This is a genomic window from Streptomyces sp. NPDC050743, assembly GCF_044456925.1.
Taxonomy (GTDB): Bacteria; Actinomycetota; Actinomycetes; order Streptomycetales; family Streptomycetaceae; genus Streptomyces.
The window spans coordinates 110,593-137,437 of record NZ_JBITGJ010000020.1 but is presented as its reverse complement, the minus strand read 5'-3'; the positions used below and the strand labels follow the sequence as shown (position 1 = coordinate 137,437).

The following is a 26,845-nucleotide window of genomic DNA, read 5'->3' as shown; positions in this document are numbered from 1 at the left end:
GTCCCAGCAGGTCCACGCGCAGAGCCGGGCGACGGGCGAGAAGGTGACCTGTGGTCCGGGGCAGTTGGACAAGATGCTGACCGAGGCACGCGGGGTGACGCCCTGGCTGGCTGAGGGCGCGAGCGTGCCTCAGCAGCAGGTGATACGCGACTTCGCCAGGTCGAGGGCGAAGGCGCTGAAGGACATCAAGGACCGGTTGCCGATGCACCGACGGGCCGGGATGCCCCGCTTGAAGAAGAAGCGGGAGGCGCGGCCCAGCCTCAACTACACCAGGCGCGGCTTCCGGCTTGATGACGGCCGCCTGCGACTAGCGGGCGGGATCGTGCTGAGGGTGGTGTGGTCGCGGGAGCTGCCCGCCGACCCGTCGAGTGTGCGGGTGTACCAGGACAGCCTCGGGCACTGGTATGCGTCCTTCGTCGTCCCGGCTCAGGTTCAGCCGCTCTGTGAGACCGGCCGCGTCCTGGGCGTGGACTGGGGTGTGAAGGAGACCGCCACCACCACCGACGACGCCTACGATCTCCCCCATGCCGAGCACGGCAAGCGGGCCGCGCAGCGGCTGGCGAGGTACCAGCGGATGATGGCCCGGCGGCGCCGTCCGAAGGGACAGCCCGCATCCGCCGGCTACCGCAAGGCCCAGGCACAGGCAGCGAAGCTGCACAAGAAGGTGGCGAGGCAGCGTGAGGACACGGCCCGCAAGTGGGCCAAGTCCGTGATGCGCGGCCACGACGGGGTTGCGGTGGAGGACTTCAGGCCGAGGTTCCTGGCGAAGACCACCATGGCCCGCAAGGCGGCCGATGCCGCCATCGCCGCGACCAAGCGCGCCCTGGTCGAGATGGGCCGCAAACACGCGCGGGACGTCCGTCTCGTGCACCCGGCGCACACCACGATGGACTGTGCCACGTGCGGAGCGAGAACCAAGCACGCACTGCCTCTGTCGATGAGAACGTATGCCTGCACCGTGTGCGGAGCCGTGTCCCCCAGGGACAAGAACTCCGCCCGCGTGATGCTGGTCCGGGCAGGTTGGAACCCGGACGGTGCCGAGGGCGTAGGACCACCTGAGCCGCCGGCTCCGGTGGCGGCCTGAGCCGTAAATCCCCGCTCAGCCCTGGAGGGTGGAGAATCCACTCCCTTCAGGGAGGGGAGCCTTCAACGTTCAAGACGCAATCCAGACGCCCGAGTTGATCTCCGCTCGCGTCCCGGGCGCTCCGGTCGTTCCCGCGCCCCGCGGGGGCTCCTATCGTGAGCCCCATGACGAGCATCCCGCACGCCGCTCCCGGTGAACCCGACCCGCTGCACACCCTCGGCCTGGAGCAGCTGCGCCGCCGTACGAGCATGAAATGGCGCACCTACCCCGAGGACGTGCTGCCGCTGTGGGTGGCCGAGATGGACGTACCCCTCGCTGGACCAGTCGTCCGGGCCGTGACCGACGCGCTCGCCCTCGGCGACACCGGGTACCCCGCCGGCACCGCCTACGCCGAGGCGCTGGCCGCGTTCGCCGCACAACGCTGGAACTGGGACGGGATCGCCGTCGAGCGTACCGCGATCGTTCCGGACGTGATGCTCGGTGTGGTCGAGATGATCAAACTGGTCACCGGGCCCGGCGATCCGGTGGTCGTCAATCCGCCGGTGTATCCCCCGTTCTTCCAGTTCGTCACGCACATGGACCGCCGGGTGGTCGAAGCCCCGCTCTGCGCCGGGCTGCGGATCGACCCGGCCGCGCTGGAGGAGGCGTTCCGGCAGGCGACCGCCGGGACCGGCCGCGCCGCCTTCCTGTTGTGCAGCCCGCACAACCCCACCGGGACCGTGCACACCGCCGACGAACTGGCCGCCGTCGCGGCCCTCGCGGAGCGGTACGGCGTCCGGGTCGTCGCGGACGAGATCCACGCCCCGCTCGTCGCCCCCGGCGTCACCTTCGTGCCGTACCTGAGCGTGCCCGGCGCCGAACGCGGCCTGTCCCTGATGTCGGCCTCCAAGGGCTGGAACCTCGCCGGCATCAAAGCCGCCCTCGCCCTGGCCGGGCCGAAGGCCGCCACCGACCTCGACCGGCTCCCCGAGGAGGTCGGCCACGGCCCCAGCCATCTCGGTGTCATCGCCCACACCGCCGCCCTGCGCGAGGCCACCGGCTGGCTGGACGCGCTGCTCGCCGGGCTGGAGACCAACCGGAGCCTGCTCGCCGGCCTGCTCGCCGAGCACCTGCCCGCGATCCGCCTGCACCCCGCCGAGGCGACCTATCTGGCCTGGCTCGACTGCCGCGCCCTCGGTCTCGGCGACGACCTCGCGCAGGTCTTCCTCGACCGCGGCCGGGTCGCCCTCAGCTCCGGCCTGCCCTTCGGCACCGGTGGCGCGGGGTACGTGCGGCTGAACCTGGCGACCTCACCCGACATCCTCACCGAGGGAGTACGGCGCATGGCGGCGGCCCTGCGGTGACCGGCCGGGCCGCGAGAACGCGTGACCGAGCCGGTCCGCCGAGCAGGGCGGCCCCTACACTGCCGTGCATGGACGACACGCGGCTGGACCGGCTCGGCTCCGGCAAGTACCTGCTGGTGACCAGCCACCGCAAGAACGGCACCCCGGTCGCCACCCCGGTGTGGGTGGTCCGCGACGGTGACACCCTCGGTGTCTGGACGGCCGCCGACAGCTTCAAGGTCAAGCGGATCCGCCGCCGCTCCGACGTCCTCGTGGGCCCCTGCGACCTGCGCGGCAACCCCACCGGCGACCAGGTTCCGGCCACGGCGGAGATCACCGACGCCACCACCACCGCCCACTACCGGGACCTGATCGCCCGCAAGTACGGCATCGTCGGCCGCCTCACCCTGCTGGGCAGCCGGCTGCGGCGCGGACTGGACGGAACGGTCGGCATCCGGGTGACCCTCGCGGAGTGAGGACTGCGACAGCCCACGGCCGACAGCCGCTCACCGCGAGGCAGTCGGTGCCGGGGCCGTGGCGCCGGTGACGGTGCGGACGGGACCCCGTCAGGTCCAGGCGCCCCGGTACGGCTCGTCCAGCAGCTGGAAGACCGGCTCGCCCCGTACCGGATCCTGAGCGGTGGACAGCCGGACCCGGTCGCCGCTGTGGATGCCGACCGGCGGGCCCATGACCCGGCCGCGTACGACGAACCCCTCGGCCATCTCTATCAGCGAGACATTGCGCGCCGCGGGCGTGTTGCGGTGCACCACGGTGGAGTGCCGGACCGTCCCGACCCCCTCACTGCGTTCGGTGCGCAGCTCGCTGCCCTGGCACACCGGACACAGCAGCCGGTGGTACATCGCGGTGCCGCACCAGGTGCAGCGCTGGAAGACGATGGCGTCCCTGGAGTCCGCGAAGACGGGGTCGAGAACACCCGCCGCGGAGCCGGCCGCCGAATGCGAGGCGTTTGCTGAGTAGTGGTACACGCTGGTCAACTCCCTGCGCTCGGCCGGAATCCCGCGTGTCCGGCGCGCACCGGGCACACGCGTGCGCGGCGGCCGTGCCACCGTGCACGCCGACAGAGTATGGCACTCAGTGTCACTCGTAAAGGCACTGCGTACCCCCATGTGGCGGAGAGGGTCCGTCAGGTGCGCCCGAGCGCCGCCTCCAGCTCCTGCACCACCCGCCACAGCGGGGCGTCCCGGCGGGTCACCAGCACCACCACGTCCTCCAGGCCGCCCTCCGCCTCGCCGGCCGGCGGCGGGGCGATCCGCGCGGGCGCCGAGGCGGGCTCGGCCGGGTGCCCGAACGCCCGCTGCACATACCCCAGGGCGTGGTCCACGGCCGCGCCGGCGTCGCCCCTGCCGTCCGAGCGCAGCCAGGAGCGCAGGGCGTTGTTGTGCGCGGCGACCACCGCGGCCGCGACGACATCCGCCCGCAGCGTCCCGTCGGGCCGGCCGGCGAACCGTCCGCGCAGGTACTCGGCGAGCGCGCGCTCGTAACGCCACACCACCGACAGCTCGTAGGCCCGCAGGCCCGGCACCTGTTTGGTGAGGCGGTAGCGCTGCACGGAGAACGCCGGGTTCTCCGCGTACATCCCCAGCACCAGCCGGGCCGCGTCGCACACCCGGCGCACCGGTTCGTCGCCCTCGTCGCTCGCGGCGAGGAAGGCGGTCATGTCGGCCAGGCAGCGCTCGTGGTCGGGGAAGACCACGTCCTCCTTGGAGGGGAAGTAGCGGAAGAACGAACGCCGGCCCACCCCGGCCAAGGCCACGATGTCGTCCACGGTGGTCTGCTCGTACCCGCGTTCCAGGAACAGCTGGAAGGCCGCCGCGACGAGGGCCTCCCGCATCGGAGGCTTCGCGGCCGGCGCCGCGCTGCTGGAGCTCATGGAGGGGAACGTAGCACCCGGACGGATCCGGATGACACTCAGTGCAGCCCAGGTGGGTGCCTGGGGGAACTGAGTGCTGTGGGGTCGGATTGCCGAACACCGGAGCGATCGACGGGTGCTCGCGGTGCCGTCGTACACGCCGATCGAGGCGGGCCCCGGCGCACGGTGCGCCGGGGCCTTGAGGGCATGGACCTCGGGGAGTTGTGGGCGGCCGGGCTGTGAGCCCGCCGGACCTCAGGCCAGGGTGACCTCGACCGGCAGCTTCTTGATGCCGTTGACGAAGTTCGAGCGGACTCGGGGGACTTCACCGGTCAGGCGGATCCCGGCGAGGCGCGGGATCAGCTCCTCGAACATGATCCGGATCTCGGTGCGGGCGAGCAGGTTGCCCAGGCACAGATGCGGGCTGCCCTTGCCGAAGGTGACGTGGTCGTTGTTCTGCCGGGCCACGTCGAAGTCGTACGGGTCGCCGAAGACCTCCTCGTCACGGTTGCCGGAGGCGTACCACATCACGACCTTGTCGCCCTCCCTGATCCGCTTGCCGCCCAGCTCGACGTCCCGGGTCGCGGTACGGCGGAAGTGGTAGACGGGGGAGGCCCAGCGGAGGAACTCCTCCACGGCCGTGGGGATCAGGGAGGGGTCCTCCTGGAGACGGGCGAGCTGCTCGGGGTGCTGGAGCAGGGCCAGCATCGAGTGGGTGATGGTGTGCCGGGTGGTCTCGTTGCCCGCGACGACCAGGAGCAGGAAGTAGTTGTCGAAGTCCTGCGCGGACAGCGGGACCCCGTCGCGCGGCGTGGTGTTGACCAGCTTCGACACCAGGTCCGTGCCCTCACCGCCGCGCCGCTGCCGGGCCAGCTCCCGCCCGTACTCGAACACTTCGAGCGAGGCCGGGGAACGGAACGGCAGGTCGCGGTACTTCTCGCTCTCCTCGCTGTGCAGCAGCACGTCCGCGTAGTCGGGGTCGGTGTTGCCGATGATGCGGTTGCCCCAGTCGATAAGCTGCTGGTTGTCCGCCGGCGGCACGTCCAGCAGCCGGGCCAGGACGTTGATCGGGAAGTCGGCCGACACCTCCTTGACGAAGTCGAAACGGCCCTTGGCCAGCGCCGCGTCCAGCGTCGTCGCGGTCAGCCCGCGCAGGAAGTCGGTGTAGCTGTTGATCACGCTCGCGCCGAACTGCCGCTGGATCACGCTGCGCAGCGCCCGGTGCCGTACGCCGTCCAGCTCAAGGATGGAGGCCCGCTTCTTGATCTGGTCGTCGTCCAGCTCCTCCAGGTTGACGAACCGCGTCGAGGTGAACGTCTCGGAGTCCCGGTCGACGCGGGCGATGTCGGCGTGCCGGGTGACCGCCCAGAAGCCGGAGTTGGGCGCCGCCTCCGGCTGCCAGTGCACCGGGTCCTCGTGGCGCAGGGTGTGGAACATCCGCCACGGGGTGACCCCGTCGGTGAAGTTGTCGAGGTCGGCGAGGTCGACGTCCTCAAGGGGCATCGGTTCGTGCGCGGCGGCGGTCGGGGTCTCGGTGGTCATGCGTGGGCTCCTCGGCGTCACTGGGGGCGGCGTGCGGGTCACAGGTGGTAGGCGTACTCGGTGAACTCCCAGTCGGTGACGAACCGTTGGAAGCGCTCGACCTCGTCGCGCTTGTAGGAGAGGAAGGAGGTGGTGAAGTCCTTGCCGAGGATCTCGGTCAGGGCGGTGTCCGCCTCCAGCGCGTCCAGCGCGGCGGACAGGGTCGTCGGCAGCATGGCCGACCGGGTGGTGTCGTAGCCGTAGCCCTCCAGCGGGGCCGGGGGCTCCTCGCCGGTGAGCACCCCCAGCAGGGCGGCGGCGATGGTGCCGGCGATCGCCAGGTACGGGTTGGCGCTCGCGTCGCCGAGCCGCAGCTCCATGCGTGCGCCGCCGCCGCGCTCCGGCGGGATGCGCACCATGGCGCTGCGGTTGTCCAGCCCCCAGTCGATCAGCCAGGGCGCGAGGGTGTCCGGGCCGAAGCGCTTGTACGAGTTCACCGTGGGGTTCAGCAGCGCGGCCAGGGCCGGGGCGTGCGCGAGGACGCCGGCCACGGCGTGGCGGGCGGCGGCGGAGAGGCCGTACGGCCCCGCCGGGTCGTCGAAGGCGTTGCCGCCCTCGGCGTCGTCGCACGACAGGTGCAGATGGAAACCGGAGCCGCCGGAGTCGTTGAACGGCTTGGCCATGAAGGTGGCCAGCCGGCCCTCGCGGCGGGCCAGCTCCTTGATCGCGGCCTTGAAACGGAAGGCGCGGTCGGCGGCCGACAGGGCCTCGGAGTGGATCAGGTTGATCTCGAACTGGCCGGCGTCGAACTCGTGGTTCCCGCTGATCACGCCGATGTTCAGATCGCGCACCTGGCGCAGGGTGCGCAGCAGGTGGTTGTCCGGGTCGGCGCGCAGGCCCGCGGTGTAGACGACGCCCGGGTGGCGGGCGTACCGGCGCCAGCCGCCGTCGGGGGCCGGGTCGCACAGGTAGTACTCCAGTTCCGGTCCGACGACGGGCCGCAGCCCGTGCTCGCGGCAGCGCTCCAGGACCGTGCGCAGCAGGTCGCGGGGCGACTCGGGCGCCGGGGAGCCGGTGGCCGGGTCCACGACCTCCCCGAGACAGGAGGCGACGCCCGGCTCCCACGGCAGCGCGGTCAGCGTGTCCAGATCCGGCCGTACGGCGATGTCGGGCAGCCCCGCGTCCAGGCCGCCGCTGACCGGGACGACGTCGCCCTGCGGGCTGGTGTGGTAGACGGCCCGGCAGAACGCCAGCCCGTGCTCGACGGCCCGGGGCAGCTCCTCGACCAGGACGTCACGGGCCCGGTCCGTGCCGATCAGATCGGGATAGGTCACCCGGACGACGTCGATGCCGTCGGCGGCGAGCCGGTCCGTGTGGCGGCGGATTTCCTGCAGGTCATGAGCGCTCACCGGGGTCTCCTGAGGCGGATGTCGGGGCACCTCCGGGACGCGTCGTCGGGGAGGCGGGTGGCGTGGGGAGGAGGAGCCGGGGCGCGGTGGGGAGAGGCCCTGTGACGGGCGGCCCGGACAGCCACGGCTCCTTGTTTGATGCCAAACGGTATGGAGCGTCAAGCCGTACCGCAAGGTTTCGGCAGCAAGAATTTATCCATCCGGATAGGTATTGACCAGGGGGTGGCGGCTGCCTACCTTGTTTGAAGCCAAACGAGTTCGGGGCAGCGGTCACCGCTCCCCGTTGGCCGGGGCCCTTCCTGAGCCGGACGGGCCCCACTTCTCCCCTTCTTCACTCCGCTCGGAGTGACAGCGACGCCCTCACCCTCAGGAGGACCGGCCATGAAGGTCGTCGTCGACATGAACAAGTGCCAGGACCACGGGCAGTGCGTCTTCGCGGCACCCGACGTCTTCCGGCTCGACGCCGACGGGCACCTCGCCTACGTCGCCGACCCCGACGACGCCCTGCGCGAGGAGGTCGAGGAGGCGGCCGACGTCTGCCCCCTCCAGGCCATCCGGATCGAGGACTGACCCATGAGCGGTCGCATCGTCGTCGCCGGCGCCTCCATGGCCGGCCTGCGCGCCGCCGAACAGCTCCGCGCGGCCGGCTGGACCGGCGCGATCACCCTCGTGGGGGACGAACCCCACATGCCCTACAACCGGCCCCCGCTCTCCAAGGAGGTCCTCGCGGGCCGCGCGCCCTTCGAGTCGCTGGCCTTCCGCCCCCGGGCGAGCGTGTCCGACGCCGAGTGGCGCCTCGGCCGCACGGTCGTCACGGCCCGGCTCGCCGAGCGCACCGTCGAACTCGACGGCGGCGAGGTGCTCTCCTACGACGGCCTGGTCGTCGCCACCGGCATGCGGCCCCGGCGCCTTGGCTGCCCTGGCCCGCTCGCCGGCCGGCACACCGTGCGCACCCTCGCCGACGCCCAGGGCCTGCGCGAGGCCCTGACCCGGCCCGGCGTCCGGGTGGTCGTGGTCGGCTCCGGCTTCATCGGCTGCGAGGTCGCAGCCACCGCCGTCGGACTCGGCGTCGCCGAGGTCACCGTCGTCGACCCGCTGCCGCTGCCCATGGTCGGCCCGCTCGGGGAACTGCTCGCCCGGGCGCTGCTCAAGCGGCACGAGGAGCGGGGTGTGCGGTTCCGGCTCGGCACCGGCGTCCAGGCCTTCGCGGGCGATCGGACGGTCACCGGAGCGATCCTGGACGACGGTTCGGTCCTGCCCGCGGACGTGGTGGTCGAATCGGTCGGTTCGATCGCCAACACCGAGTGGCTCGAAGGCAACGGCCTCGACCTGACCGACGGCGTCCTCACGGACGAACTGCTGCGGGTCGGCGGCCGCCCCGAGGTGGTCGCGGTGGGTGACGTCGCCCGCTTCCCCAACGCCCGCTACGACGGCGTACCCCGCCGCGTCGAGCACTGGTCCATCCCCACGGACACCGCGAAGCACGCGGCGAAGGCGCTGGTCGGCCATCTCATGGGCTCCGACGCCGAGTTGGCGCCCTTCTCGCCGCTGCCCACCTTCTGGAGCGACCAGCACGAGTTCCGGCTGCAGTCCTTCGGGGCGCCGGTACTCGGCAGGGACGACGTACGGGTTCTGGACGGCGAGCCCGAGGGTGACGTCCTGGTCGGCTACCACGCCGACGGCCGGCTGGTCGGCGTCGTCGCGCTGGGTGGCCCCGCCGCCGCGTCCGCCGCCGTCCGCCACCGCGCCGAGCTGCTCCGGCAGCCCGCCCTCACTGCCTAAGGAACCCCCGCCATGTCCAGTGTCCGTGGTTACTTCCATCCCAAGACGGCGAGCGGTGCCTCCTCGCTGATCCCGTCCCCGCCGTGGCGCTACTCCGGCGACCTGCTCACCGTCGAGTACCGGACCGATCCGGCGCGGGTGCGCGAACTGCTCCCCGAACCACTGGAGTTGGCCGACGATGACCCCGGCGCGGTGGCGTTGATCTGGGCCGACTGGCAGTCCTGCTCCGCTTCCGGGAACGAGCTGCTGGATCCCGTGCGCTCCCAGTACAAGGAGGCCTTCGCGGTCGTCCGCTGCGCATACCGCGGGCAGACGTACTCGCGGTGCGTCCACATCTGGGTCGACAAGGACTTCGCGATCGCCCGGGGGCTGCACCAGGGGTATCCGAAGAAGCTCGGGTCCATTCACCAGACGCGGCCGCATCCCTACGGGCCCGCTCCGCGGATCGAGGCGGGGGCGCGGTTCGGGGCGACACTCGCCGCAGCAGACCGGCGGCTCGCCCAGGCCGTGGTGACGTTGCGGGAGCCGTCCGCGACCAACGGATTCGTCAATGCCCACCCCATGGCCCACCATCGCTGGCTGCCCTCGATCGAGAAGGGCAAGGGGCTCGCGCTGGACGAGCTGATCGAGTCGGGGGCGGCCTCCTTCGAGGCCGGACAGGCCTGGGTCGGCGAGGCGGAGCTGGAGCTGTTCGAGGCGCCGACGGAGGAGCTGGCGCGGCTGGAGGTGCGCGAGCCGATCGCCGCGTACTACCGGCAGGTGGGCGTCGTGTGGGACGGCGGGCGGTTGCTGGAGTCCGGCACGTCCGGAGCACGTGCCGAGTAGGGCGCTTCACCACGTCTCGTATCAAAGGAACCCTTCTCATGACCGACAAGATCACCGTCGCCGGCGTCTCCGTCGACACCCGGCACTGGATCGGCGGCGAGCGAGTCGCCTCCGCCGAGACCTTCACCGACCACTCGCCCATCGACGGCGCCCACCTGGGCGACATCGCCCGCGGCGGCCCCGCCGAGGCCCGGGCCGCCGTCGCCGCCGCGAAAGCCGCCTTCCCCGGCTGGGCCGCCACCCCCCGGACCGAGCGCGCCCGCATCCTGCACGCCATCGCCGACGGCGTCGAGAAGCGGCTCGAAGAGCTGGCCATCGTCGAGACCACCGACAACGGCGCCCTGCTGCGCTCCCACCGTCGCGGCGTCATGCCCCGCGTCGCCCACAACTTCCGCTTCTTCGCCGACTGGCTGCTCCACCTGGACCACGAGGACTTCGAGACGCGCGGGCACACCAACCACGTCAGCTGGGACCCGGCAGGCCCCTGTGTGCTGATCACGCCGTGGAACGCCCCGCTGATGCTCGCCACCTGGAAGGTCGCCCCGGCCCTCGCCGCCGGAAACACCGTGGTGCTCAAGCCCGCCGAATGGTCGCCACTGACCGCCTCGCTCCTCGCCGACATCGCGGCCGAGGCGGGGCTGCCCGCCGGAGTCCTCAACGTGGTGCAGGGCTACGGCGCCGAGATCGGCGACGCCCTCACCTCCCACCCGGACGTGCGCCGGATCAGCTTCACCGGCTCCGTGCCGACCGCCCGCCGCATCGCCGCGTCGGCCGCCGCCCACCTGACCCCGCTCAGCCTCGAACTCGGCGGCAAGTCACCGCTGCTGGTGTTCGCCGACGCCGACCTGGATCTCGCCGTGGACCTCGCGGTGGAGCAGTACGACAACGCGGGGCAGGTGTGCCTCGCCGCCACCCGCCTCCTGGTCGAGGAGCCGGTAGCCGAGGAGTTCACAAGGCGCTTCGTCGACAAGGCGACTCGTCTCAGGCAAGGCGACCCCCGCGACGAAGCCACCGACATCGGACCCACCATCCACCCGCGCCAGCTGGAGAAGATCGACGGGTTCGTGCGCCGGGCCGTCGAGGCCGGAGCGCGCGCCGTCATCGGCGGACGCCGGGGCGAGGGCCAGTACTACGCCCCCACGCTCCTCACCGATGTCGCCCAGGACTCGGAGATCGTCCAGGAAGAGGTCTTCGGGCCGGTCCTGACCCTCCAGACCTTCGCCACCGAGGACGAGGCCGTCCGCCTCGCGGGCGACACCCGCTTCGGTCTCGCCGCCACCGTCGCCACCGGCGACCGGGACCGAGCCGAACGCGTCACCGCACAGCTGGTCGCGGGCACCGTCTGGGTGAACTGCTTCTTCGTCCGCGATCTGCAGGCACCCTTCGGCGGCTCCCGCCTCTCCGGCGTCGGCCGCGAGGGCGGCACCTGGAGCTTCGACTTCTACTGCGACCTGAAGAACACCGTCACCGCCCCGAAGGGATGGAAGGACCATGGGTGAGATCGTCGGGGCGGGGCTGCTCGCCCACGTCCCCACCATCGTGCTGCCCGAGGCCGACCGGCTGGAACTGAACGAGGGCAAGGAGATCACCCTCGTCACCGGGCTTCAGCGGCTTCGCAGGGACGTCTTCGAGCGCGACGACTACGACACCGTCGTCGTCCTGGACTCGCACTGGGCCACCACGGTCGAGTTCGTCGTCACCGCACAGCCACGCCGCGCGGGCCTGTTCACCTCCGAGGAGCTGCCGCGCGGCATGTGCCGGATGCCGTACGACTTCCCCGGCGACCCCGAACTCGCCCACAACATCGCCTCGTTCGCCGACAAGCACGGCACCTGGATCACCGCGATCGACGACGCCTACCTGCCGATCTACTACGCCACCATCAACCTCTGGAAGTTCCTCGGCGAGGGCCTGCCGGACAAGCGCTGGGTGACCATCGGCGTCTGCCAGACCGGGGACATGGAGGACCATCTGCGGCTCGGCCGGGCGCTCGCCGACGGCATCGCCGCCACCCCGGGCCGCCGGGTGCTGCTCATCGCCTCGGGGGCCTTCTCGCACACTTTCTGGCCGCTGCGCGAACTGCGCGACCACGAGGCCAGCGACCCGGTGCACATCTTCACCCCCGAGGCCCGCGCGGCCGACGAGGAGCGCATCGCCTGGTTCAAGGAGGGCCGCCACGACAAGGTCCTCGACACCATGGACGAGTTCTGGAAGTTCAAGCCGGAGGCGAAGTTCTTCCACTACCTGATGATGGCCGGCGCCCTCGGCGAGCGGGCCTGCACCGCCCTGGCCCGCCAGTACGGCGCGTACGAGAACTCCGTCGGCACCGGCCAGGCGCACCTGTGGTTCGACCGGCCCGCCGACGGCTGGACCGGCGCCAGCCTGCCCACGCCCAACGCCCCGCGCACCCCGCACAGCCGTATCTGAGGAGCCCCGTCATGCCCGAATACCGCCGCGTCCTTCTCGACGGCGCCGCCGTCCAGGTCACCGTCGACGGGGACGAACTCGTCGCCGGGGACGGCCGCCGGGTGAAGACCGAGGACGCCCAGCACCTGCCCCCGGTGGTCCCGTCCAAGGTCATCGCCGTCCACCTCAACCACCGCAGCCGGGTGGAGGAGTTCCGGATCGACCTCCCGGACACCCCCACCTACTTCCACAAGCCGACCTCCTCCCTCAACTCCCACAAGGGCGCGGTCGTCCGCCCCGAGGGCTGCAAGTGGCTCAACTACGAGGGCGAGGTGGCCATCGTGATCGGGCGGACCGCGCGGAACGTCTCCCCCGCCGAGGCGGGGGAGTACATCGCCGGCTACACCGTCGCCAACGACTACGGCCTGCACGACTTCCGCGACACCGACGCGGGCTCGATGCTCCGGGTCAAGGGCTCGGACACGCTGTGCCCGCTCGGCCCGGGTCTGGTCACCGACTGGGACTTCCGCGGCAAGCGCCTGCGGACCTACGTCAACGGCGAGGTCGTCCAGGACGGGTCGACCGACGAGATGAAGTGGGACATGCACTACCTCGTCGCCGACATCGCCCGCACGATCACCCTGTACCCCGGTGACGTGCTGCTGTCCGGCACTCCCGCCAACTCGCGGCCCGTCCGGCCGGGCGACGTGGTGGAGGTGGAGGTGGAGGGTCTCGGCCGGCTCACCAACCACATCGTCACCGGACCGACCCCGATCCGGACCGACGTCGGCGCGCAGCCGACCGAGTCCGAGGAGGTGCTGTCCACCGCGCTCGGCGGCGACTGGGAGTTCCGGGGCATCCGGCCCCCACGGCGGTGAACCACGGATCCTGCGCCGTGCCGCCGGCGGGTAGGGTCGCGGCCATGACCGAATCCGCCGAGACCTCGCCGCACACTCCCGAGGCCTCGCAGGGCGACGCTCCCCGGGCCTCGCGGAGCGACGTGCCCCGGGCGTCGCAGGGCAGCGACACACACGACCGCGCGCCGGGTGGTGCTGGTGACGGCGTGCGGGGGGATGCTCCGGAGTCCGTGCGGCGCGACGGTCCTGACCGTGGTCCGGGTGGTGGCGACGGCGCCGTGCGGGGGGATGTTCCGGGGGCCGTGCGGGGCGACGGTCCTGACCGTGGTCCGGGTGGTGGCGACGGCGCCGTGCGGGCGGATGTTCCGGGGGCCGTGCAGGGCGTTGATCCTGACCGTGGTCCGGGTGGTGCCGATGACGGGGTGCGGGGGGATGCTCCGGAGTCCGTGCGGGGCGGTGGTCCCGACCGTGCTCCGGGCGGTACACACGATCCCGTGCCGGGCGATGTTCCCGAGCCTTCGGGGAGCGACGCCCGTGAGCCTGTGCCGGGCGACGCTGCCGAGTCCTCGGGGAGCGGCGCCCATGGCCCCGTGCCGGGCGACGCTGGCGATGTCTCGCAGAGCGACGCCCCTGGCAGCGCGCGGGGACGTCGCGGCCGGCCTCGCAAGCGGCTCGGGTACGGCGAGGGTCGCGAGGCGTTGCTCAGGGCCGCCGTCCGGGTCGTCGGGCGGCGCGGGCTGCGGCATCTGACCTATCGGGCCGTCGCCGAGGAGGCGGGCGTCACTCACGGTCTGGTCGTGCACCACTTCGGTTCCCGTGACGCGCTGATCGAGGAGTCCCTCGCCTACGCCATCCGCACCAGCCTCAGCAGCAGCCTGCTGGAGCCCGGCACCGGCCGGCCCGACGACTTCGTCGCCGGTCTGACGGACATGGTGGAGGAGGACGCGGACGGGCAGGCGTACCAGTACGAGCTGTTGCTGGAGGCCCGCCGCCGCCCGGAGTTGCTGCCGCAGGTCAAGGGGCTGTACGAGCAGTACTTCGGCGCCTCCCGGCGCGAGCTGGACCGGATACTGCCGCAGGGCGCGAGCGCGGCCTTCAACCGGCTCGTCTTCGCCGCGCTGGACGGTCTGGTCCTGCACCAGCTGACCGGGATCGCCGACCGCGCGGAGACCGAGGCGGGCCTTGCCGAGCTGCGCCGCCTCCTGCACGGCCTGGGCGAGGGCCCGTGCGCGGACCGCGACCCGGACGCGCGTCCGCCCGCCGACCGCGACTGAGCGTGCCCGGCACGAAACCCCCCGTCGCGGTGCGGCGGGGGGTTCGTCGTGTGATCCCACAGTCACCGTCCGGTCCGTGATTTCCCCGCCCCAACCCCTTGCCATGTGGATAGTTCCGGCCCACCATGAGGCAACTCGTTTGGCTCAAAACGAAATCCTCCCTTCCCTCAGCAGGTGATCCGAGTGGACAGTCAGACGGTCGACGCACGCCCCCGGGCCGGAGAGGCCCCCCAGCCCGCAGGAACCCTCAAGCGCAACGCCCTGGGAGTCCTGGGCATCCTCTTCTTCGTCCTCTCCGCCCAGGCTCCGCTGACCGGCATCGCGGGCGCCGTCCCGATCGCCGTGGCCCTCGGCAACGGACCCGGCGCCCCGGCCGCCTACGCCGTCGCCGGCGCGGTGATCCTGCTGTTCTCGGTGGGGTTCGTGGCGATGGGCCGGCACGTGGTGAACGCGGGCGCCTTCTACACGTACATCGGCAAGGGCCTCGGCCGGACCACCGGCAGCGGCAGCGCCGCGGTGGCGCTGTTCGCCTACTGCACCGTCCAAGCCGCCATGTACGGCCTGTACGGCTACACCGTCGCCGGCCTGGTCGAGCACTACACCGGCCTGCACGCGGCCTGGTGGGTGTGGGCCCTGCTGACCATGGTGGTCGTGCAGGTGCTCGGCGCCGCCGGCATCGAGATCGGCGCCAAGGTGCTCGCCGTCTTCGTGCTCGCCGAGTTCAGCATCCTGCTCGCCTTCGCCCTGGTCACCCTGTTCAAGGGCGGCGGCCCCGAGGGTCTCGACATCGCCGGCACCTTCTCGCCGAGCGCGGTCCTGCAGGGCGCCCCGGGCGTGGCCCTGATGTTCGCCGTCGCCTCGATGTTCGGCTTCGAGGCCACCGCGATCTACGGCGAGGAGGCCCGCGAGCCGCACCGGACCGTCCCCCGGGCCACCTATCTGTCGGTCGCCGTCGTCACCGGCTTCTTCGCCTTCACCTCGTGGATGCTCGTCTCCTCCTACGGCGCCTCCAAGGTCACCGCGGCGGCCGGCAAGGCGCTGGCGGGCGGCGACTCCACGGTGTTCGTCTTCGCGCCCATCGCGCACCTCTTCGGCGGCTGGGCGAACGACGTCCTGCCCGTCCTGCTGGGCACCTCCCTCTTCGCCGGCATCCTCGCCTTCCACAACTCCGCCAACCGCTATCTGTTCTCGCTCAGCCGCGAGGGCCTGCTGCCGGGCCGGCTGCGCTCCCTCAACAGCCGCCGGTCGCCGTGGGCGGCGGGCCTGGTGCAGACGGCGATCGCCGTGCTGCTGGTGGTCCCGTTCGCCCTCGCGGGCAAGGACCCCGTCCTCACCCTCTTCTCCTGGTTCAGCGGCGTCGGCGTCCTCGCCTGCATGCTGCTGTACTTCCTCACCTCCCTCTCCGTGATCGTGTTCTTCCGCCGCGAACGCCTCGACGCCCGCCGCTGGAACACCCTGATCGCCCCCTCGCTCGGCGCCCTCGGCATCGCCGCCGTGATCTGGGTGATCCTCGCGAACTTCACCACCCTCATCGGCGGCGACGCCACCACCGCGGCCTGGCTCACCGCCGCCGTCCCCGCGGTGCTGCTCCTGGGCGCCGGGACCGCACGCCTGGTCCACGCCCGGACCGCCGCCCGCCGCTGACGCACCCCCACCCGGCCCGGCCCCCCGACGGGGCCGGGCCCCCGTACCTGGACAGGAACACCATGCTGGACGTCACCCATGACGAACTGCTGCGCCGGGCCAAGGCGTTCGACCCGCCCGTGCAGCACCACATCGACGGAACCGACGAACCCGGGGGAGGGCGGACCTTCACGGTCGTCTCGCCCCGCGACGGTCAGCCCCTCGCCGAAGTGGCCGACGCCGGGGAGAGCGAGGTCGACCACGCGGTCGCCGCAGCCCGCCGCGCCTTCGACTCCGGGCCCTGGCCCCGGCTCGCCCCCGCCGAACGCGGCCGTGTCCTGCTGCGCATCGCCGAACTCCTCGAAGAGCAGCGGGAACGGCTCGCCCTCACCATCAGCCTGGAGATGGGCAAGCCGGTCACCGACGCCCACGACATCGAGCTGCGCGCCGCCATCGGCACGTTCCGCTGGTACGGCCAGCTCGCCGACAAGCTGGCCGACGAGTCCCCGCACACCGCCCCCGACGCCCTCGCCCTCGTCAGCCGTGAACCGGTGGGCGTGGTCGGCGCGGTCGTCCCCTGGAACTTCCCCCTCACCCTCGCGAGCTGGAAGGTCGCGCCGGCGCTCGCGGCCGGCTGTACGGTCGTGCTGAAGCCGTCCGAGTGGTCCCCGCTGTCGGCGCTGCTGCTGGGCCGGATCGGCACCGAGGCCGGACTGCCGCCGGGCGTGCTCAACGTCGTCACCGGCGACGGCCCCACCGCCGGCCGCGCCATCGGCCTGCACCCGGACGTCGACGTGGTCGCCTTCACCGGCTCCACCGCCGTGGGCCGGCACTTCCTGCGCTACTCCGCCGACTCCAACCTCAAGCGGGTCTGGCTCGAACTCGGCGGCAAGTCGCCTAACATCGTGCTGCCCGACGCCCCCGGCCTGGACCGGGCCGCCGCCACCGCCGCCTGGGGCATCTTCTTCAACCAGGGCGAGATGTGCACCGCGCCCTCCCGGCTCCTGGTGCACTCCTCGATCGCCGAGCGCGTCACCGAGGCGATCGTCCGCCGCGCCCGCGAGCTCCGGGTCGGCGACCCGCTCGACCCGGCCACCGAGATGGGCGCCCTCGTCGGCGCGGCCCACCTCGACCGCGTCCTGGAGCACATCACCACCGCCGAGGCGGCGGGCGCCCGCCTGCGCGCCGGCGGCACCCGCACTCTCACCGAGACCGGCGGCAGCTACCTCACCCCCACCGTCTTCGACCAGGTCACCCCCGCGATGCGGCTGGCCCGCGAGGAGATCTTCGGGCCGGTGCTCTCCGTCCTCGCCTTCGACGACCTCGACGAGGCGGTACGGCTCGCCAACGCCACCGAATACGGCCTCGCCGCCGGCCTGTGGACCTCCGACCTCGGCACCGCGCACCGGGTCTCCCGCGCGCTCAAGGCGGGCACGGTGTGGGTCAACTGCTACGAGGAGGGCGACCTCACCGTCCCCTTCGGCGGCATGAAGCAGTCCGGCAACGGACGCGACAAGTCCGCGCACGCCCTGGAGAAGTACACCGAGCTCAAGACCACCTGGATCCAGCTGTGACCCGGCCGCTGGTCGCGATCCCGGCCCGCTTCTGCGCCACCACCTCCGCCCTCAGATACGCCGCCGAGGTCAGCGCCCGCGCCCTGATCGAGGCCGTCTGGCGGGCCGGCGGCGAACCGGCGAGCATCCACCCCGCGGACGGTGACGCCGCCGCCCGGCTCGCCCGGTTCGACGGCGTCCTGCTCCCCGGCGGCGGCGACCTCGCCCCGCACCGCTACGGCGCCACCACCACCCACCACAGCGTGTACGACGTCGACGACCTCCAGGACACCTTCGACCTCCAGGTCGCCCGCGCCTGCCTGGACCTGGGCCTGCCCCTGCTGGCCGTCTGCCGGGGCATGCAGGTCGTCAACGTCGCCCTCGGCGGAACCCTGGAGCAGGACATGGGCGGTCCCGAGCACGAACACCGCCATCTCGTGCACCCGGTCGCGATCCGGCCCGGCACCCTGCTCGAACAGGCCATCGGCGCGGAGAAGGCGGACGCCTCCTGCTACCACCACCAGCGTGTCGAACGCCCGGGCCGCGGCCTGACGGTCACGGCCACCGCCGCCGACGGCACGGTGGAGGGACTCGAACTCCCCGGCGCCCGGGCGTGGTTCACCGCTGTGCAGTGGCACCCCGAGGACACGGCACGCGAAGATCCCGCTCAGCAGGGCCTGTTCGACGCTCTCGTGCGCACGGCCCGCGCCCGTCTTTGACGAGCAGTCAGTTACGGGCGCGCCGTCCACTGCGCCGGGGTGCCGGCTCGGCGCCGTCGAGCAGCTCCCGGCGGCGCTCCTCGCCGTGCTCCTCCACCTGCAGGACGACCTGCCGCAGCCCCGCCGCGAGGCTGCGGCACTCGGCGTCGCTCAGGCGCGCGGTGACGAACGCCTCCTCCTCGTTGAACTCCGGGAACACCCGCTGCATCAGGTCCTCGCCCTTGTCGGTGAGGCTCAGCAGCACCAGCCGCCCGTCGTCCGGGTGCCCGGCCCGGCGCAGCAGGCCCCGCGACTCCAGGGTGCGCGCGACGCCGGTGAGCGTGCCCTTGGAGATCCCGGCCTCCTCGGCGACATGCCGGGTCTCCGACTCGCCCCACACCCACACCACCCACAGCACGACGAACGCCGTCCAGGTCAGGTCCGAGCCGCGCAGCACCGAGTTCTCCAGGTGCTGCCGCACCGCGGAGGCCGCCCGGTAGATGTTGGCCACGGCGGCCATCTGCTCCCGGCGGATCGGGGCACCGCCGAGCTTGGCGGAGGCGAGCCGTTCGGCTTCGGTGATGGATCGCTGGCCGGGCACGGGCGCTCCTCGGGTCGCTGAGCGGGACACCCGTGGCCGTGCCTCGGCCACGGAGGTCGTTCGGACTCAAATTGTACGGAGGCCAGGGCCGGGAATGGGAGCGGCCGTACCCCGACGTAACCTTTCCGCATCCACCGCCGGCACGGCGCGTTTCCGTGCCCGCCGCCGACACGGCCGCACCCGCCCGAGGAGACCTCGTATGCCCGCCGCCCGCCCCCGCCTGCTCTACGTCACCGACCTGGCGTACGAGGCCCGCGGGCGCCGCTACTGCGACGAGGACATCCTCCTCACCTCCCGGCTCCGCGCCCGCTTCGACCTCGCCCTGTGCCATCCGCTGGACGCCGCCGCGCTGATGGACGGCTTCGACGCCGTGGTCGTCCGCAACAGCGGGCCCGTCCTCGGCTACCAGCGCGAGTACGACGCCTTCCGCGCGCGTGCCCTGGCCACCGGCGCCCGCGTGTACAACCCGCTCACCGGCAAGGCGGACATGGCCGGCAAGCGGTACCTGCTCGACCTGAGCGCGGCGGGCTTCCCCGTCATACCGACGGTCGGCCGAGCCGAGGAACTGCACCTGCTGCCGGCCGCCGAGCGCTACGTCGTCAAGCCCATGCTCGGCGCCGACTCCCTCGGCCTCCGTATCGTGCCCGCCCGCCAGGTCGCCGCGCACGCCACCGGCGACGTCCTGATCCAGCCCTGCGTCGATTTCGTCCACGAGGTGTCGTTCTACTTCGTCGACGACGACTTCCAGTACGCCCTGTACGCGCCCGACCCGGAGCGCCGCTGGGAACTGAAGCCCTATGCGGCCACCGCCGCCGACCTGGAGTTCGCCCGGCGTTTCATCGACTGGAACGACCTCGGCCACGGCATCCAGCGTGTCGACGCCTGCCGCACCCGCGACGGCGGCCTCCTGCTGGTCGAACTGGAGGACCTGAACCCCTACCTGTCCCTTCAGGCCCTGCCGGAGGAGGCCACGGACGCCTTCGTCGCCGCGTTCACGGCGTCCCTGGGCCGGTTCGCGCAGGGGGCGCTCAGCCCAGCCCGACGGTGACCCGCTGGGTGACCCCGTCCGTGCCCGTGAGGTCGCCGAAGGCCAGCGTCAGCGCGGAGCCGGTGGCCGCCGAGACCAGCGTGCCCGGCGCGGACGTCACCGCGGCGACCGCCCGCCGCCAGTCATTGTGAGGCTCGTGCGCATGCGCATCGGATCGCTCACCGCGATCACGGCCGTGCCGTCGTCGTTCTCACTGATCATCACGGAGCACGGATCGCTCGCGGTGAGCGTGCCGACCGTTCCGCCGAACCAGAAGTTCACCCCGGTGAAGCCGAGCGAGCGCACAGCAACGCCCTGCTGGCTGTCGGTGTTGGCGAGCACGGTCAGCCAGGCCGTGTCCGCCGCCCGCGCCTGCGTACGGGCCGCGGTGGCGCCCGGCAGCAGCTGGTAGGCGTACGCCGCGTTCGCCGGGTCGGTGCCGTGATCGACGTACATCGTGAGGTACTTGCGGTTCAGCACGGTGGTCGCGCCGCCCTTGTTGATCGTGCTCCAGCTGCCGTCGCGGGCGTCGCGCAGGGCCCGTACGGTCGCCCCGCCGGGGAAGACATAGCCGCCGTGCCCGCCGATGTGCGCCCACTTCGCCCCGGTGAGCGTCGCCGACCAGGGGTAGGAGGCGGGCTGGACCGTGCCGTCGAGGGTGAAGGGGGCGCCGCCGGTGGGGCCGAGGTTGCGGTTCTCCACCGTGGTCTCCACGGCCGTGCCGTCGGTACAGCTGATGCCCGCGCCGAGACAGACGACCGTGTCGTCCAGGAAGAACCACGACTTCTTCGCCACGAGCGTCGACTGCAGTCCCTTGAGGTACTGCCCGACGGCGGCCCAGCGGCCGTCCGTCGCGCCGCCCACCCAGTTCACGTCCGGCATCGAGGCGCCCCAGTCCCCGCCGGCCCCGTCCGCCAGCGCCTTGCGCGAGGCGGTCGTGCCGGGCAGCCGGTAAGGGTCGACTGTGGGCCAGAAGGCGTCGCTGTACTGGCCGTTGGCGAAGGTGTCGCCCCACCAGTAGAGCATCCCGGACCCGGTGTGCCAGCCGCGCAGGTTCTCGCCGTTGCCGGTCTCGTAGTACGTGATGCGCTTGTTCGCCATGCTCAGCGCGGCCGCCCAGCCCGGTCCGCGATGCGTGGCCCGTGCCATCGACGGGAACAGCCGGTGCCCGGCCGGCTCGGCGACGGCCGTCACCGACCCGTCGTCCTGAACCCCCTTGAGCCGGGCCAGATGCGGCAGGCTCAGCACCGGGTCGGCGAGCGGCGGGCTGTAGTAGTCGCGCTGCATCCAGCCCTTCACCAGAGCACGCCAGCGGGCGTTCTCCGCCGTGCTCGCACCCTGTCCGAGCAGGACGATCGAGGCGAGGATCGGATGGCCGCGCAGATGGTCGTCCTGCTGGACCTGCTTGGGGTCCGCCGCCGAGAGCCCCCGGCTGATCGCCCGGCCCGCCACGCCGTCCATCACCAGGCCGTTGTGGAGGAACGGCGCCCAGGCGTGCTCCACCGCGTCGAACACGATCTGCCGGTTCGGATCCGTCACCGCCCAGCTGGAGCCCGCCAGCAGCGCGAACAGCATCCCGAGGCCGCCGAGCAGGACCGAGCCGTAGGAGCCGGTGTACGGCACCGTGGTGTGCTGGACGAACGAACCGTCGGCGTACAGGCCGTCGCCGGAGGTGACGTACGGGAACACGGGGGACAGGGCGTCGCGGGCCAGCGCCACCTTGGCCGAGCTCGCCCCGACGACCCCGCGCAGCGCCAGCACCCGGCACAGGTCGACCCGGTTGGCGCCCGTGCTCGTCCCGCTGTAGCTCGCCACCGCGGAGTCGGGCACGAAGTGGTCGACGGCGGCGAGGTAGCCGGCGAGCCGGTCGGCCGGCAGGGCGTCGTACATCAGCACGCACACGTCCAGCAGGGCCTGCGGGGCGCCGATCTGCCAGCTGTACCAGTTGCCGTAGCGGGTCCGGTCCGTGTTGTAGACGTCGTCGTGGAGGTGGTCCAGGCCGGTGAGGATCGCGTCCCGCAGATCCGCGTCGCCGGTCAGGCCGGAGCCGGGCTGGCAGTAGGCCTGCGCGAGCGTGCTCAGCCGGGTGTAACTGGTGTTCATGTTGCCCGAGTAGCCGTACGACTCCTGGTCGGTGTCCGGATCCGGGTCGGCGTAGACCAGGTCGGGCCACAGGGAGCCGGCGGCCGGGGCCATCGTGGCCCGGTACTGGCCCGCCGTCGTGCCCAGGTCGGCGAGCCGGCTCTTGAACGGTTCGGCGGTGGGGTCGAAGCCCTCGCCGAGGACGAGGGTGCGCCACCTCGCCCGGAGCGTCGCGAACTCGTCCGACGCGGCGAACGCCCGGGGCCCGAGACCCAGGGCCACAGCGGTTCCCGAACAGACGGCCAGAAAACCACGGCGTGACCAAGGAGTCGTCATGACGGCGCTTTCTAGCACGCGCTTTCTCAAACGCTCGACATTTCTTGCCGAGTTGAGCGTTTCGAGCGTTTGAGGGGTAGGCACGCCACGCCTGAACGGCGGTACCCCCGTCGTCGTATCTCTGCACGGGACGACGGAAGGAGAGTCAGGTGCCGACACCGCCCGATCCCGAACGGCCGCGACGCGGACCGGACCTGGAACCCGTCCGGGTCCTGCGGCCCCGCCGTCTCGACGGCCTCGCGGAGCTGATGCGCGAGATGGACAGCCTTCCGGCGCGACCGGCGGACACCGACGAGGCGGAGACACAGGAACTGCCGCCCGTGGCGGCGCCGTCCCGCACCACCGCCGTGCTGCGCCGCACCGCCGTCGCCGGGACCGTGGCCGCCGCCGCGCTCCTCGGTTTCGGCTGCGCCCTGCTCCTCACCGGCCGCGAGCAGGCCGCGGCGACCGCGCCCACGCACCGGCCGGCGACCACGGCACCGTCCGCCACGGCTCCGGCACCGACCCCCACCACATCCCCCGCGCCAACCGCCGCCACCGGCGTCGCCGACCCCGACGGACCCGGCACCCTCCGCCAGGGCGACACCGGCCCCGAGGTCGCCGAACTGCAGCAGCGGCTGCTCCGCATCCCGGATGTCTACCGCGACGGCTCCACGAGCGGCACCTACGACGCCGGCCTGACCGCGGCCGTGGCCCGGTTCCAGCTCTGGTACGGCATCAGCGGCGACGAGACCGGTGTCTATGGCAACGACACGCGGCGTGCGCTGGAGTCGCGGACCAGCCTGGGCGACGATTCATGAGAGGGACGCGGGGAACCCCGGGTGAGCGGCGCGGACCGCGCCCGGGCCTCCCCGCGCACGCCGAGGCCGGGCCGTAGCGGCGGACGGGAGCACGGTGCCATGACGGACGTGGACGGGACGCGGAGCACAGGGGACGCGGACGGTGCGGCGGGCACGGACGGCCCGATACGCCGTACGGCGGGCACGGACGGTGCGGCGGGCGCGGACGGTGCGGCGGGCACGGCGGGCACAGATGGTGCGGCGGGCGCGGACGGTGCGGCGGGCGGGGACGGTACGGTGGGCACAGACGGTGCGGCAGGCACGGCGGGCACGGACGGCACGGACGGCACGGTGCGCCTGGGCCGTACGGCAGGCATGGCGGGCTCGGACGGTGCGGCGGGCTCGGGTGGTGCGGCGGGCACGGCGGGTGTCGGCGGTGTGCCGAGTGTGGCCGGCGCCGGCCCGGGGGCGGGCGGGGACGGCTCCATGGAGGACTTCTTCGCGCGGCTGAACCCCGACATGTGCGTGGTCACGGCCGTCGCCGACGGTGAGCGCGCCGGGTGCCTGGTCGGTTTCGCCTCGCAGTGCTCCATCCGGCCGCCCAGGTTCACGGTCTGGCTGTCCAAGGCCAACCACACCTACCGCGTCGCCCGGGCCGCCCAGCACCTCGGCGTCCACCTGATCACCCGCGACCAGCGGAACCTCGCGGAACTCCTCGGCGGCGAGACCGGGGACGAGGTCGACAAGTTCGCGCGCCTGGAGTGGACGGAGGGGTACGGCGGCGCGGTGGTGCTGCGGAACACCGCGGCCTGGTTCGTCGGCACCATCCTTCACCGTACCGACGGCGGCGACCACGTCGGCTTCGTCCTGGACCCGGTGCAGTGGGGCGAGGGGCGCTCCGGGCCGCTGCTGCGCCTGTCCGACGCGGTCGGCATCAAGGCCGGTCACCCGGCGGACTGAACCGGTGCGAACACCCGGCGACACCCCGGCCGGAGGCATTGCCCCGGCAGCGGCCCGGCGCCATCATGGGCAGCCCGCGGCCGACGGCCGCGCGTACCGCCGCACCACGAACGAAAGCCAGCCCGATGACCGGCTCCCGCATCCCGGGCCTGCTCGTGCCCGCCGTCTTTCTGCTGGCCCTCGTCGTCGGGGCGTTCTGGTACTGGCGACACCGGGACGACGACTGATCCCGGTCCCGCCCCCCGGAGGACCGCCACCGGACCCCGGCGCCGCCCGGCCCTAGTCGTCCGTGTCCGGCGCGTCCGTCACGTCTTCCAGCGGCAACCTGATGTCCAGCACGCACACATCGTCCCGCCCCTCTTCCGCGAGCATCGTGGCGAGCAACGCGTCCAGGGATCCGGACGCGCCGCACCCCTGGGCGCGCACCGCTTCGGCCAGCCGGTCCAGGCCCGCGTCGAGGCTCTCACCGGTGCGCTCGACCAGGCCGTCGGTGTACAGCAGCAGCCGGTCCCCGGGCTCCAGACGGAGTTCCGCCGCCTCGAAGACGGGGGCCACGCTCGCGCCGAGCAGCATGCCGCCGGGCCGGTCGAGATAGCGCGCCTCGCCGCGGCGCACGAGCAGCGGCGGCAGATGCCCGGCCTGCGCCCAGGCGAGGACGTGCCGGACGGGGTCGTAGCGGGCGAGTACCACGGTGGCGGTGGTCTGGGTGTCGCGGGAGTGCAGCAGCAGGTAGTTGAGGCGCGCCAGCACCCCGGTCAGCGAGGAGCCGGTGGTGACCATGCCCTTCGCGCTGAATCTGAGCTGGGCCATCGTGGCCACCGCGTCGACGCCGTGGCCCGCGACGTCACCGACCACGAACAGCGCGTTCTCGTCGGGCAGTTCTATGGCGCTGAACCAGTCGCCGCCCACATGGACGCCGGTCTGGGCGGGCAGATAGGCGACCTCGATACGCAGCCCGGCCAGCCGCACCGGCTTGATCGGCAGGGGCAGCAGGGCGTGCTGCAGCCGGGCGGCCAGGGCGCGCTCGGCCTGCAGGATCCCGCGCTGCAGCAGCATCGCCCGCTCGCTCTCCACCAGCGCCAGCTCCGCGCTCCGCTGCCGGGTGAGGTCCTGGACGAAGCCGTGCACCTCGACGGTGGTGCCGTCCGGCGCCGTCACGGCCTCCGCGACCAGCCGCAGATGCCGGACGCCCTCGGTCGTGTCGATGCGGAACGGCACGTCGAACGGCCGGGCGTGGCGGACCAGTTCGGCGATCGCGTGGGTGAGCGGACCCGCGTCCTCCGGCAGGGCGAGGTCCGGGAGCCGTTCCAGAGCGAGCGGCCGCTCGGCCGGGGGCCGGCCGAGCACGGTGTACGTCTGCTCGGACCAGGAGATCTCCTGGGTGACCAGGTTCCAGTTGGCCCAGCCGAGCTTGCCCAGCCGCTGCACATCGGCCAGGCGCTGCTCCTGCCGCTCGGCGGGGTGGTGCCGCAGCCAGGTGACCAGCAGGCCCTCGCCCAGCGGGGCGGCCCGCACCGAGTAGGTGGCGGTCACGGGCACCTCGCCGACCACCTCCTGGTGGACGAACGGCTCGCTCTCGAAGGGCACCCCCGTCTCCAGCGCCTGCAGACAGCCCTGCCACAGCGGCTCGCCCGCGAGGGCCGGATAGCTCTCCAGGACCTGTCGGCCGGCCATCTCCCAGCCGGACCGGCCGAACACGTCGACCGCCTCCGGGGTGGCGGCGTCGATGCGGTAGTCCTCCACCTCGCCGTAGGCGGCGCGCAGCGGAGTCAGCAGGATCGCCGCGCCGGGCAGCGCCTCGAACACCGCCTGCACGGTCTGGGTGACGGCCTCGCCGGCGCGTTCCTGGCCGGGGTCGAAGGCGCGCAGCCGGCCCGCGCACAGCCGGGCCACGGCCCGCAGCAGCCGCCGCTCGCGCGGCTCGAACGTCCCGCCGCGGCCGCGCCACACGCCGAGGGCGACATGCGCGGCGTCCCCGATGGGCACGGGCAGCCAGGCCCGGCTGGGCCAGCGCTCCGGCGACTCACCGATGATCAGGTACCGGTCGTCGTCCCCGGAGAGGTCCTCCAGCCACCTCGGCTCGCCGGAGCGCAGGGCGTCCAGCGCGGCCACTCCGGAGACCGGGGGGACGTACCGCCACTGCGCGGCGAAGGTCGGGTCGACGCCGGCGTGCCCGATCAGTTCGAGCCCGCCCTCGGGCAGCCGCTGGTACAGCATCACGGCGTCGGCGTCCGTCTCGGGCGCGATGTGGTGCAGCAGACACCAGGCCAGTTCCTGCGGCGTGCCGACCCGGACCAGGTCCCGGCCGATGTGCCCGAGTTTCTTCGCGAGCTCCACCGTGCCGGTGGGCGAGACCTCCCAGGAGCCGGCGGCCGGCGGCGCGGCGGACGCGGGCGGCGTGCCGGCCGGTTGCTCCTTCGCCGGCGGCAGGGCGCCCAGGGTGAGCCAGCACTGTTCGAGGAGCGTGCGGTTGCCGTTCGCGGCGCGCCGCAGCAACTCCTCGTGCGCGGCTTCCGGGGAACAGCCGGTGACGGCCATGAGCACGCCTTTGGCCCGCTCCTGGACCGCCGCGGAGGCGGCCAGGTCCCGCAGCCGTGCCAATTCCGCGCGCTGCCGGGCGACGACCCTGGCCAGGGCGATCGGGTCGCCGCCGGGGGGATCCACCGGGTCAACGGGCTCGCTCGTCACGCGACGAGCATGTCACATCAAGGCCCGTTCGATCACTCGTCTGGCGGGTCCGGTTTCATATGAGCTTCACACGAGCGTTGCAGGACCGCCCGAAGGCATGTGCGATTCGTCCGCACAAGCCCAGCCCAACGGGATGAACGGTGGTGCG

General features: G+C 72.6%; 22 protein-coding genes and 1 pseudogene. 16 read left to right on the top strand and 7 right to left on the bottom strand.

Features of this window, described 5'->3' with window-relative positions; genetic code table 11:
* From ACIBJF_RS21215 to ACIBJF_RS21205, 3 genes are all read left to right on the top strand, one after another.
* Positions 1–1,084: RNA-guided endonuclease InsQ/TnpB family protein (locus ACIBJF_RS21215; RefSeq protein ID WP_399175637.1), on the top strand; the 1,084-nt coding region annotated here is incomplete at its 5' end.
* Positions 1,085–1,248: 164 nt separating this feature from the next.
* Entirely contained in the window at positions 1,249–2,427 is a 1,179-nt protein-coding gene (locus ACIBJF_RS21210) for a MalY/PatB family protein (protein WP_399175635.1), read from the top strand.
* 68 nt (positions 2,428–2,495) lie between these two features.
* On the top strand, positions 2,496–2,882 hold the full coding sequence (locus tag ACIBJF_RS21205; protein ID WP_399175633.1) for a PPOX class F420-dependent oxidoreductase: 387 nt from the start codon (positions 2,496–2,498) through the stop codon (positions 2,880–2,882).
* A 90-nt stretch (positions 2,883–2,972) separates the two neighbouring features.
* Here ACIBJF_RS21205 and ACIBJF_RS21200 read toward each other — a convergent pair whose 3' ends face one another.
* The 4 genes from ACIBJF_RS21200 to ACIBJF_RS21185 all read right to left on the bottom strand — a co-directional run bounded on the left by ACIBJF_RS21200 (position 2,973) and on the right by ACIBJF_RS21185 (position 7,206).
* On the bottom strand, positions 2,973–3,392 hold the full coding sequence (locus tag ACIBJF_RS21200; RefSeq protein ID WP_399175631.1) for a Zn-ribbon domain-containing OB-fold protein: 420 nt from the start codon (positions 3,390–3,392) through the stop codon (positions 2,973–2,975).
* A gap of 158 nt (positions 3,393–3,550) precedes the next feature.
* On the bottom strand, positions 3,551–4,297 hold the full coding sequence (locus ACIBJF_RS21195; RefSeq protein ID WP_399175629.1) for a TetR family transcriptional regulator: 747 nt from the start codon (positions 4,295–4,297) through the stop codon (positions 3,551–3,553).
* A gap of 234 nt (positions 4,298–4,531) precedes the next feature.
* A complete protein-coding gene (locus ACIBJF_RS21190) occupies positions 4,532–5,818 on the bottom strand; it encodes a cytochrome P450 (RefSeq protein WP_399175627.1) in 1,287 nt (428 codons plus the stop codon).
* 38 nt (positions 5,819–5,856) lie between these two features.
* Positions 5,857–7,206: a glutamine synthetase family protein gene (locus tag ACIBJF_RS21185; RefSeq protein WP_399175625.1), complete on the bottom strand. Its 1,350-nt coding sequence runs from the start codon at positions 7,204–7,206 to the stop codon at positions 5,857–5,859.
* A gap of 381 nt (positions 7,207–7,587) precedes the next feature.
* Between ACIBJF_RS21185 and ACIBJF_RS21180 the strand changes: the two genes are divergently transcribed.
* The 10 genes from ACIBJF_RS21180 to ACIBJF_RS21135 all read left to right on the top strand — a co-directional run bounded on the left by ACIBJF_RS21180 (position 7,588) and on the right by ACIBJF_RS21135 (position 18,245).
* The gene (locus ACIBJF_RS21180) at positions 7,588–7,776 is read left to right on the top strand and encodes a ferredoxin (protein ID WP_356315163.1); all 189 of its coding nucleotides are present in this window, start codon (positions 7,588–7,590) and stop codon (positions 7,774–7,776) included.
* A 3-nt stretch (positions 7,777–7,779) separates the two neighbouring features.
* Entirely contained in the window at positions 7,780–8,988 is a 1,209-nt protein-coding gene (locus ACIBJF_RS21175; RefSeq protein WP_399175622.1) for an NAD(P)/FAD-dependent oxidoreductase, read from the top strand.
* Between the two features lie 12 nt (positions 8,989–9,000).
* On the top strand, positions 9,001–9,813 hold the full coding sequence (locus ACIBJF_RS21170) for an acetoacetate decarboxylase family protein (protein WP_399175620.1): 813 nt from the start codon (positions 9,001–9,003) through the stop codon (positions 9,811–9,813).
* A gap of 38 nt (positions 9,814–9,851) precedes the next feature.
* Positions 9,852–11,312 (top strand): aldehyde dehydrogenase, encoded by a 1,461-nt coding sequence (locus ACIBJF_RS21165; RefSeq protein ID WP_399175618.1) that lies wholly within the window; start codon positions 9,852–9,854, stop codon positions 11,310–11,312.
* Positions 11,305–12,240 carry a 3,4-dihydroxyphenylacetate 2,3-dioxygenase gene (locus tag ACIBJF_RS21160; RefSeq protein WP_399175616.1) on the top strand — a complete coding sequence of 312 codons (936 nt, stop codon included), beginning with the start codon at positions 11,305–11,307 and terminating at the stop codon, positions 12,238–12,240. Before ACIBJF_RS21165 ends, ACIBJF_RS21160 begins: the two co-directional genes overlap by 8 nt.
* 11 nt (positions 12,241–12,251) lie before the next feature.
* On the top strand, positions 12,252–13,097 hold the full coding sequence (locus ACIBJF_RS21155; protein ID WP_399175614.1) for a fumarylacetoacetate hydrolase family protein: 846 nt from the start codon (positions 12,252–12,254) through the stop codon (positions 13,095–13,097).
* 569 nt (positions 13,098–13,666) lie between these two features.
* Positions 13,667–14,350 carry a TetR/AcrR family transcriptional regulator gene (locus ACIBJF_RS21150; RefSeq protein ID WP_399175612.1) on the top strand — a complete coding sequence of 228 codons (684 nt, stop codon included), beginning with the start codon at positions 13,667–13,669 and terminating at the stop codon, positions 14,348–14,350.
* 183 nt (positions 14,351–14,533) lie between these two features.
* Positions 14,534–15,994, top strand: a complete 1,461-nt coding sequence (locus ACIBJF_RS21145) for an APC family permease (RefSeq protein WP_399175610.1) — start codon at positions 14,534–14,536, stop codon at positions 15,992–15,994.
* 62 nt (positions 15,995–16,056) lie between these two features.
* Positions 16,057–17,547, top strand: a complete 1,491-nt coding sequence (locus ACIBJF_RS21140) for an aldehyde dehydrogenase (protein WP_399175608.1) — start codon at positions 16,057–16,059, stop codon at positions 17,545–17,547.
* A complete protein-coding gene (locus tag ACIBJF_RS21135) occupies positions 17,544–18,245 on the top strand; it encodes a gamma-glutamyl-gamma-aminobutyrate hydrolase family protein (protein WP_399175606.1) in 702 nt (233 codons plus the stop codon). The genes ACIBJF_RS21140 and ACIBJF_RS21135 overlap by 4 nt, the downstream gene beginning before the upstream one ends.
* Before the next feature lie 7 nt (positions 18,246–18,252).
* Here the strand turns inward: ACIBJF_RS21135 and ACIBJF_RS21130 are convergent, their stop codons facing one another.
* Positions 18,253–18,825 carry a MarR family winged helix-turn-helix transcriptional regulator gene (locus ACIBJF_RS21130; protein WP_399175604.1) on the bottom strand — a complete coding sequence of 191 codons (573 nt, stop codon included), beginning with the start codon at positions 18,823–18,825 and terminating at the stop codon, positions 18,253–18,255.
* 199 nt (positions 18,826–19,024) lie between these two features.
* Between ACIBJF_RS21130 and ACIBJF_RS21125 the strand changes: the two genes are divergently transcribed.
* A complete protein-coding gene (locus tag ACIBJF_RS21125; protein WP_399175602.1) occupies positions 19,025–19,873 on the top strand; it encodes a hypothetical protein in 849 nt (282 codons plus the stop codon).
* On the opposite strand, the pseudogene ACIBJF_RS21120 reads toward ACIBJF_RS21125, so the two are convergent.
* Positions 19,854–22,270 (bottom strand): annotated as a pseudogene (locus ACIBJF_RS21120) (polysaccharide lyase 8 family protein). The gene ACIBJF_RS21125 and the pseudogene ACIBJF_RS21120 overlap by 20 nt on opposite strands.
* Positions 22,271–22,419: 149 nt before the next feature.
* Between ACIBJF_RS21120 and ACIBJF_RS21115 the strand changes: the two are divergent.
* The gene (locus tag ACIBJF_RS21115) at positions 22,420–23,070 is read left to right on the top strand and encodes a peptidoglycan-binding protein (protein WP_399175600.1); all 651 of its coding nucleotides are present in this window, start codon (positions 22,420–22,422) and stop codon (positions 23,068–23,070) included.
* 465 nt (positions 23,071–23,535) lie between these two features.
* The gene (locus tag ACIBJF_RS21110) at positions 23,536–24,009 is read left to right on the top strand and encodes a flavin reductase family protein (RefSeq protein WP_399175645.1); all 474 of its coding nucleotides are present in this window, start codon (positions 23,536–23,538) and stop codon (positions 24,007–24,009) included.
* Positions 24,010–24,288: 279 nt separating this feature from the next.
* Here ACIBJF_RS21110 and ACIBJF_RS21105 read toward each other — a convergent pair whose 3' ends face one another.
* Complete coding sequence (locus ACIBJF_RS21105) at positions 24,289–26,697, bottom strand: SpoIIE family protein phosphatase (RefSeq protein WP_399175598.1); 2,409 nt, start codon at positions 26,695–26,697, stop codon at positions 24,289–24,291.
* Between the last annotated feature and the right edge of the window lie 148 nt (positions 26,698–26,845).

What these genes read in the sequence shown, in the direction of transcription:
- ACIBJF_RS21190 (WP_399175627.1), bottom strand. Translation starts at nt 5,818, where the DNA reads ATGACCACCGAGACCCCGACCGCCGCCGCGCACGAACCGATGCCCCTT.
- ACIBJF_RS21125 (WP_399175602.1), top strand. Translation starts at nt 19,025, where the DNA reads ATGCCCGCCGCCCGCCCCCGCCTGCTCTACGTCACCGACCTGGCGTAC.
- ACIBJF_RS21110 (WP_399175645.1), top strand. Translation starts at nt 23,536, where the DNA reads ATGGAGGACTTCTTCGCGCGGCTGAACCCCGACATGTGCGTGGTCACG.
- ACIBJF_RS21210 (WP_399175635.1), top strand. Translation starts at nt 1,249, where the DNA reads ATGACGAGCATCCCGCACGCCGCTCCCGGTGAACCCGACCCGCTGCAC.
- ACIBJF_RS21205 (WP_399175633.1), top strand. Translation starts at nt 2,496, where the DNA reads ATGGACGACACGCGGCTGGACCGGCTCGGCTCCGGCAAGTACCTGCTG.
- ACIBJF_RS21180 (WP_356315163.1), top strand. Translation starts at nt 7,588, where the DNA reads ATGAAGGTCGTCGTCGACATGAACAAGTGCCAGGACCACGGGCAGTGC.
- ACIBJF_RS21140 (WP_399175608.1), top strand. Translation starts at nt 16,057, where the DNA reads ATGCTGGACGTCACCCATGACGAACTGCTGCGCCGGGCCAAGGCGTTC.
- ACIBJF_RS21165 (WP_399175618.1), top strand. Translation starts at nt 9,852, where the DNA reads ATGACCGACAAGATCACCGTCGCCGGCGTCTCCGTCGACACCCGGCAC.
- ACIBJF_RS21170 (WP_399175620.1), top strand. Translation starts at nt 9,001, where the DNA reads ATGTCCAGTGTCCGTGGTTACTTCCATCCCAAGACGGCGAGCGGTGCC.
- ACIBJF_RS21195 (WP_399175629.1), bottom strand. Translation starts at nt 4,297, where the DNA reads ATGAGCTCCAGCAGCGCGGCGCCGGCCGCGAAGCCTCCGATGCGGGAG.
- ACIBJF_RS21160 (WP_399175616.1), top strand. Translation starts at nt 11,305, where the DNA reads ATGGGTGAGATCGTCGGGGCGGGGCTGCTCGCCCACGTCCCCACCATC.
- ACIBJF_RS21175 (WP_399175622.1), top strand. Translation starts at nt 7,780, where the DNA reads ATGAGCGGTCGCATCGTCGTCGCCGGCGCCTCCATGGCCGGCCTGCGC.
- ACIBJF_RS21155 (WP_399175614.1), top strand. Translation starts at nt 12,252, where the DNA reads ATGCCCGAATACCGCCGCGTCCTTCTCGACGGCGCCGCCGTCCAGGTC.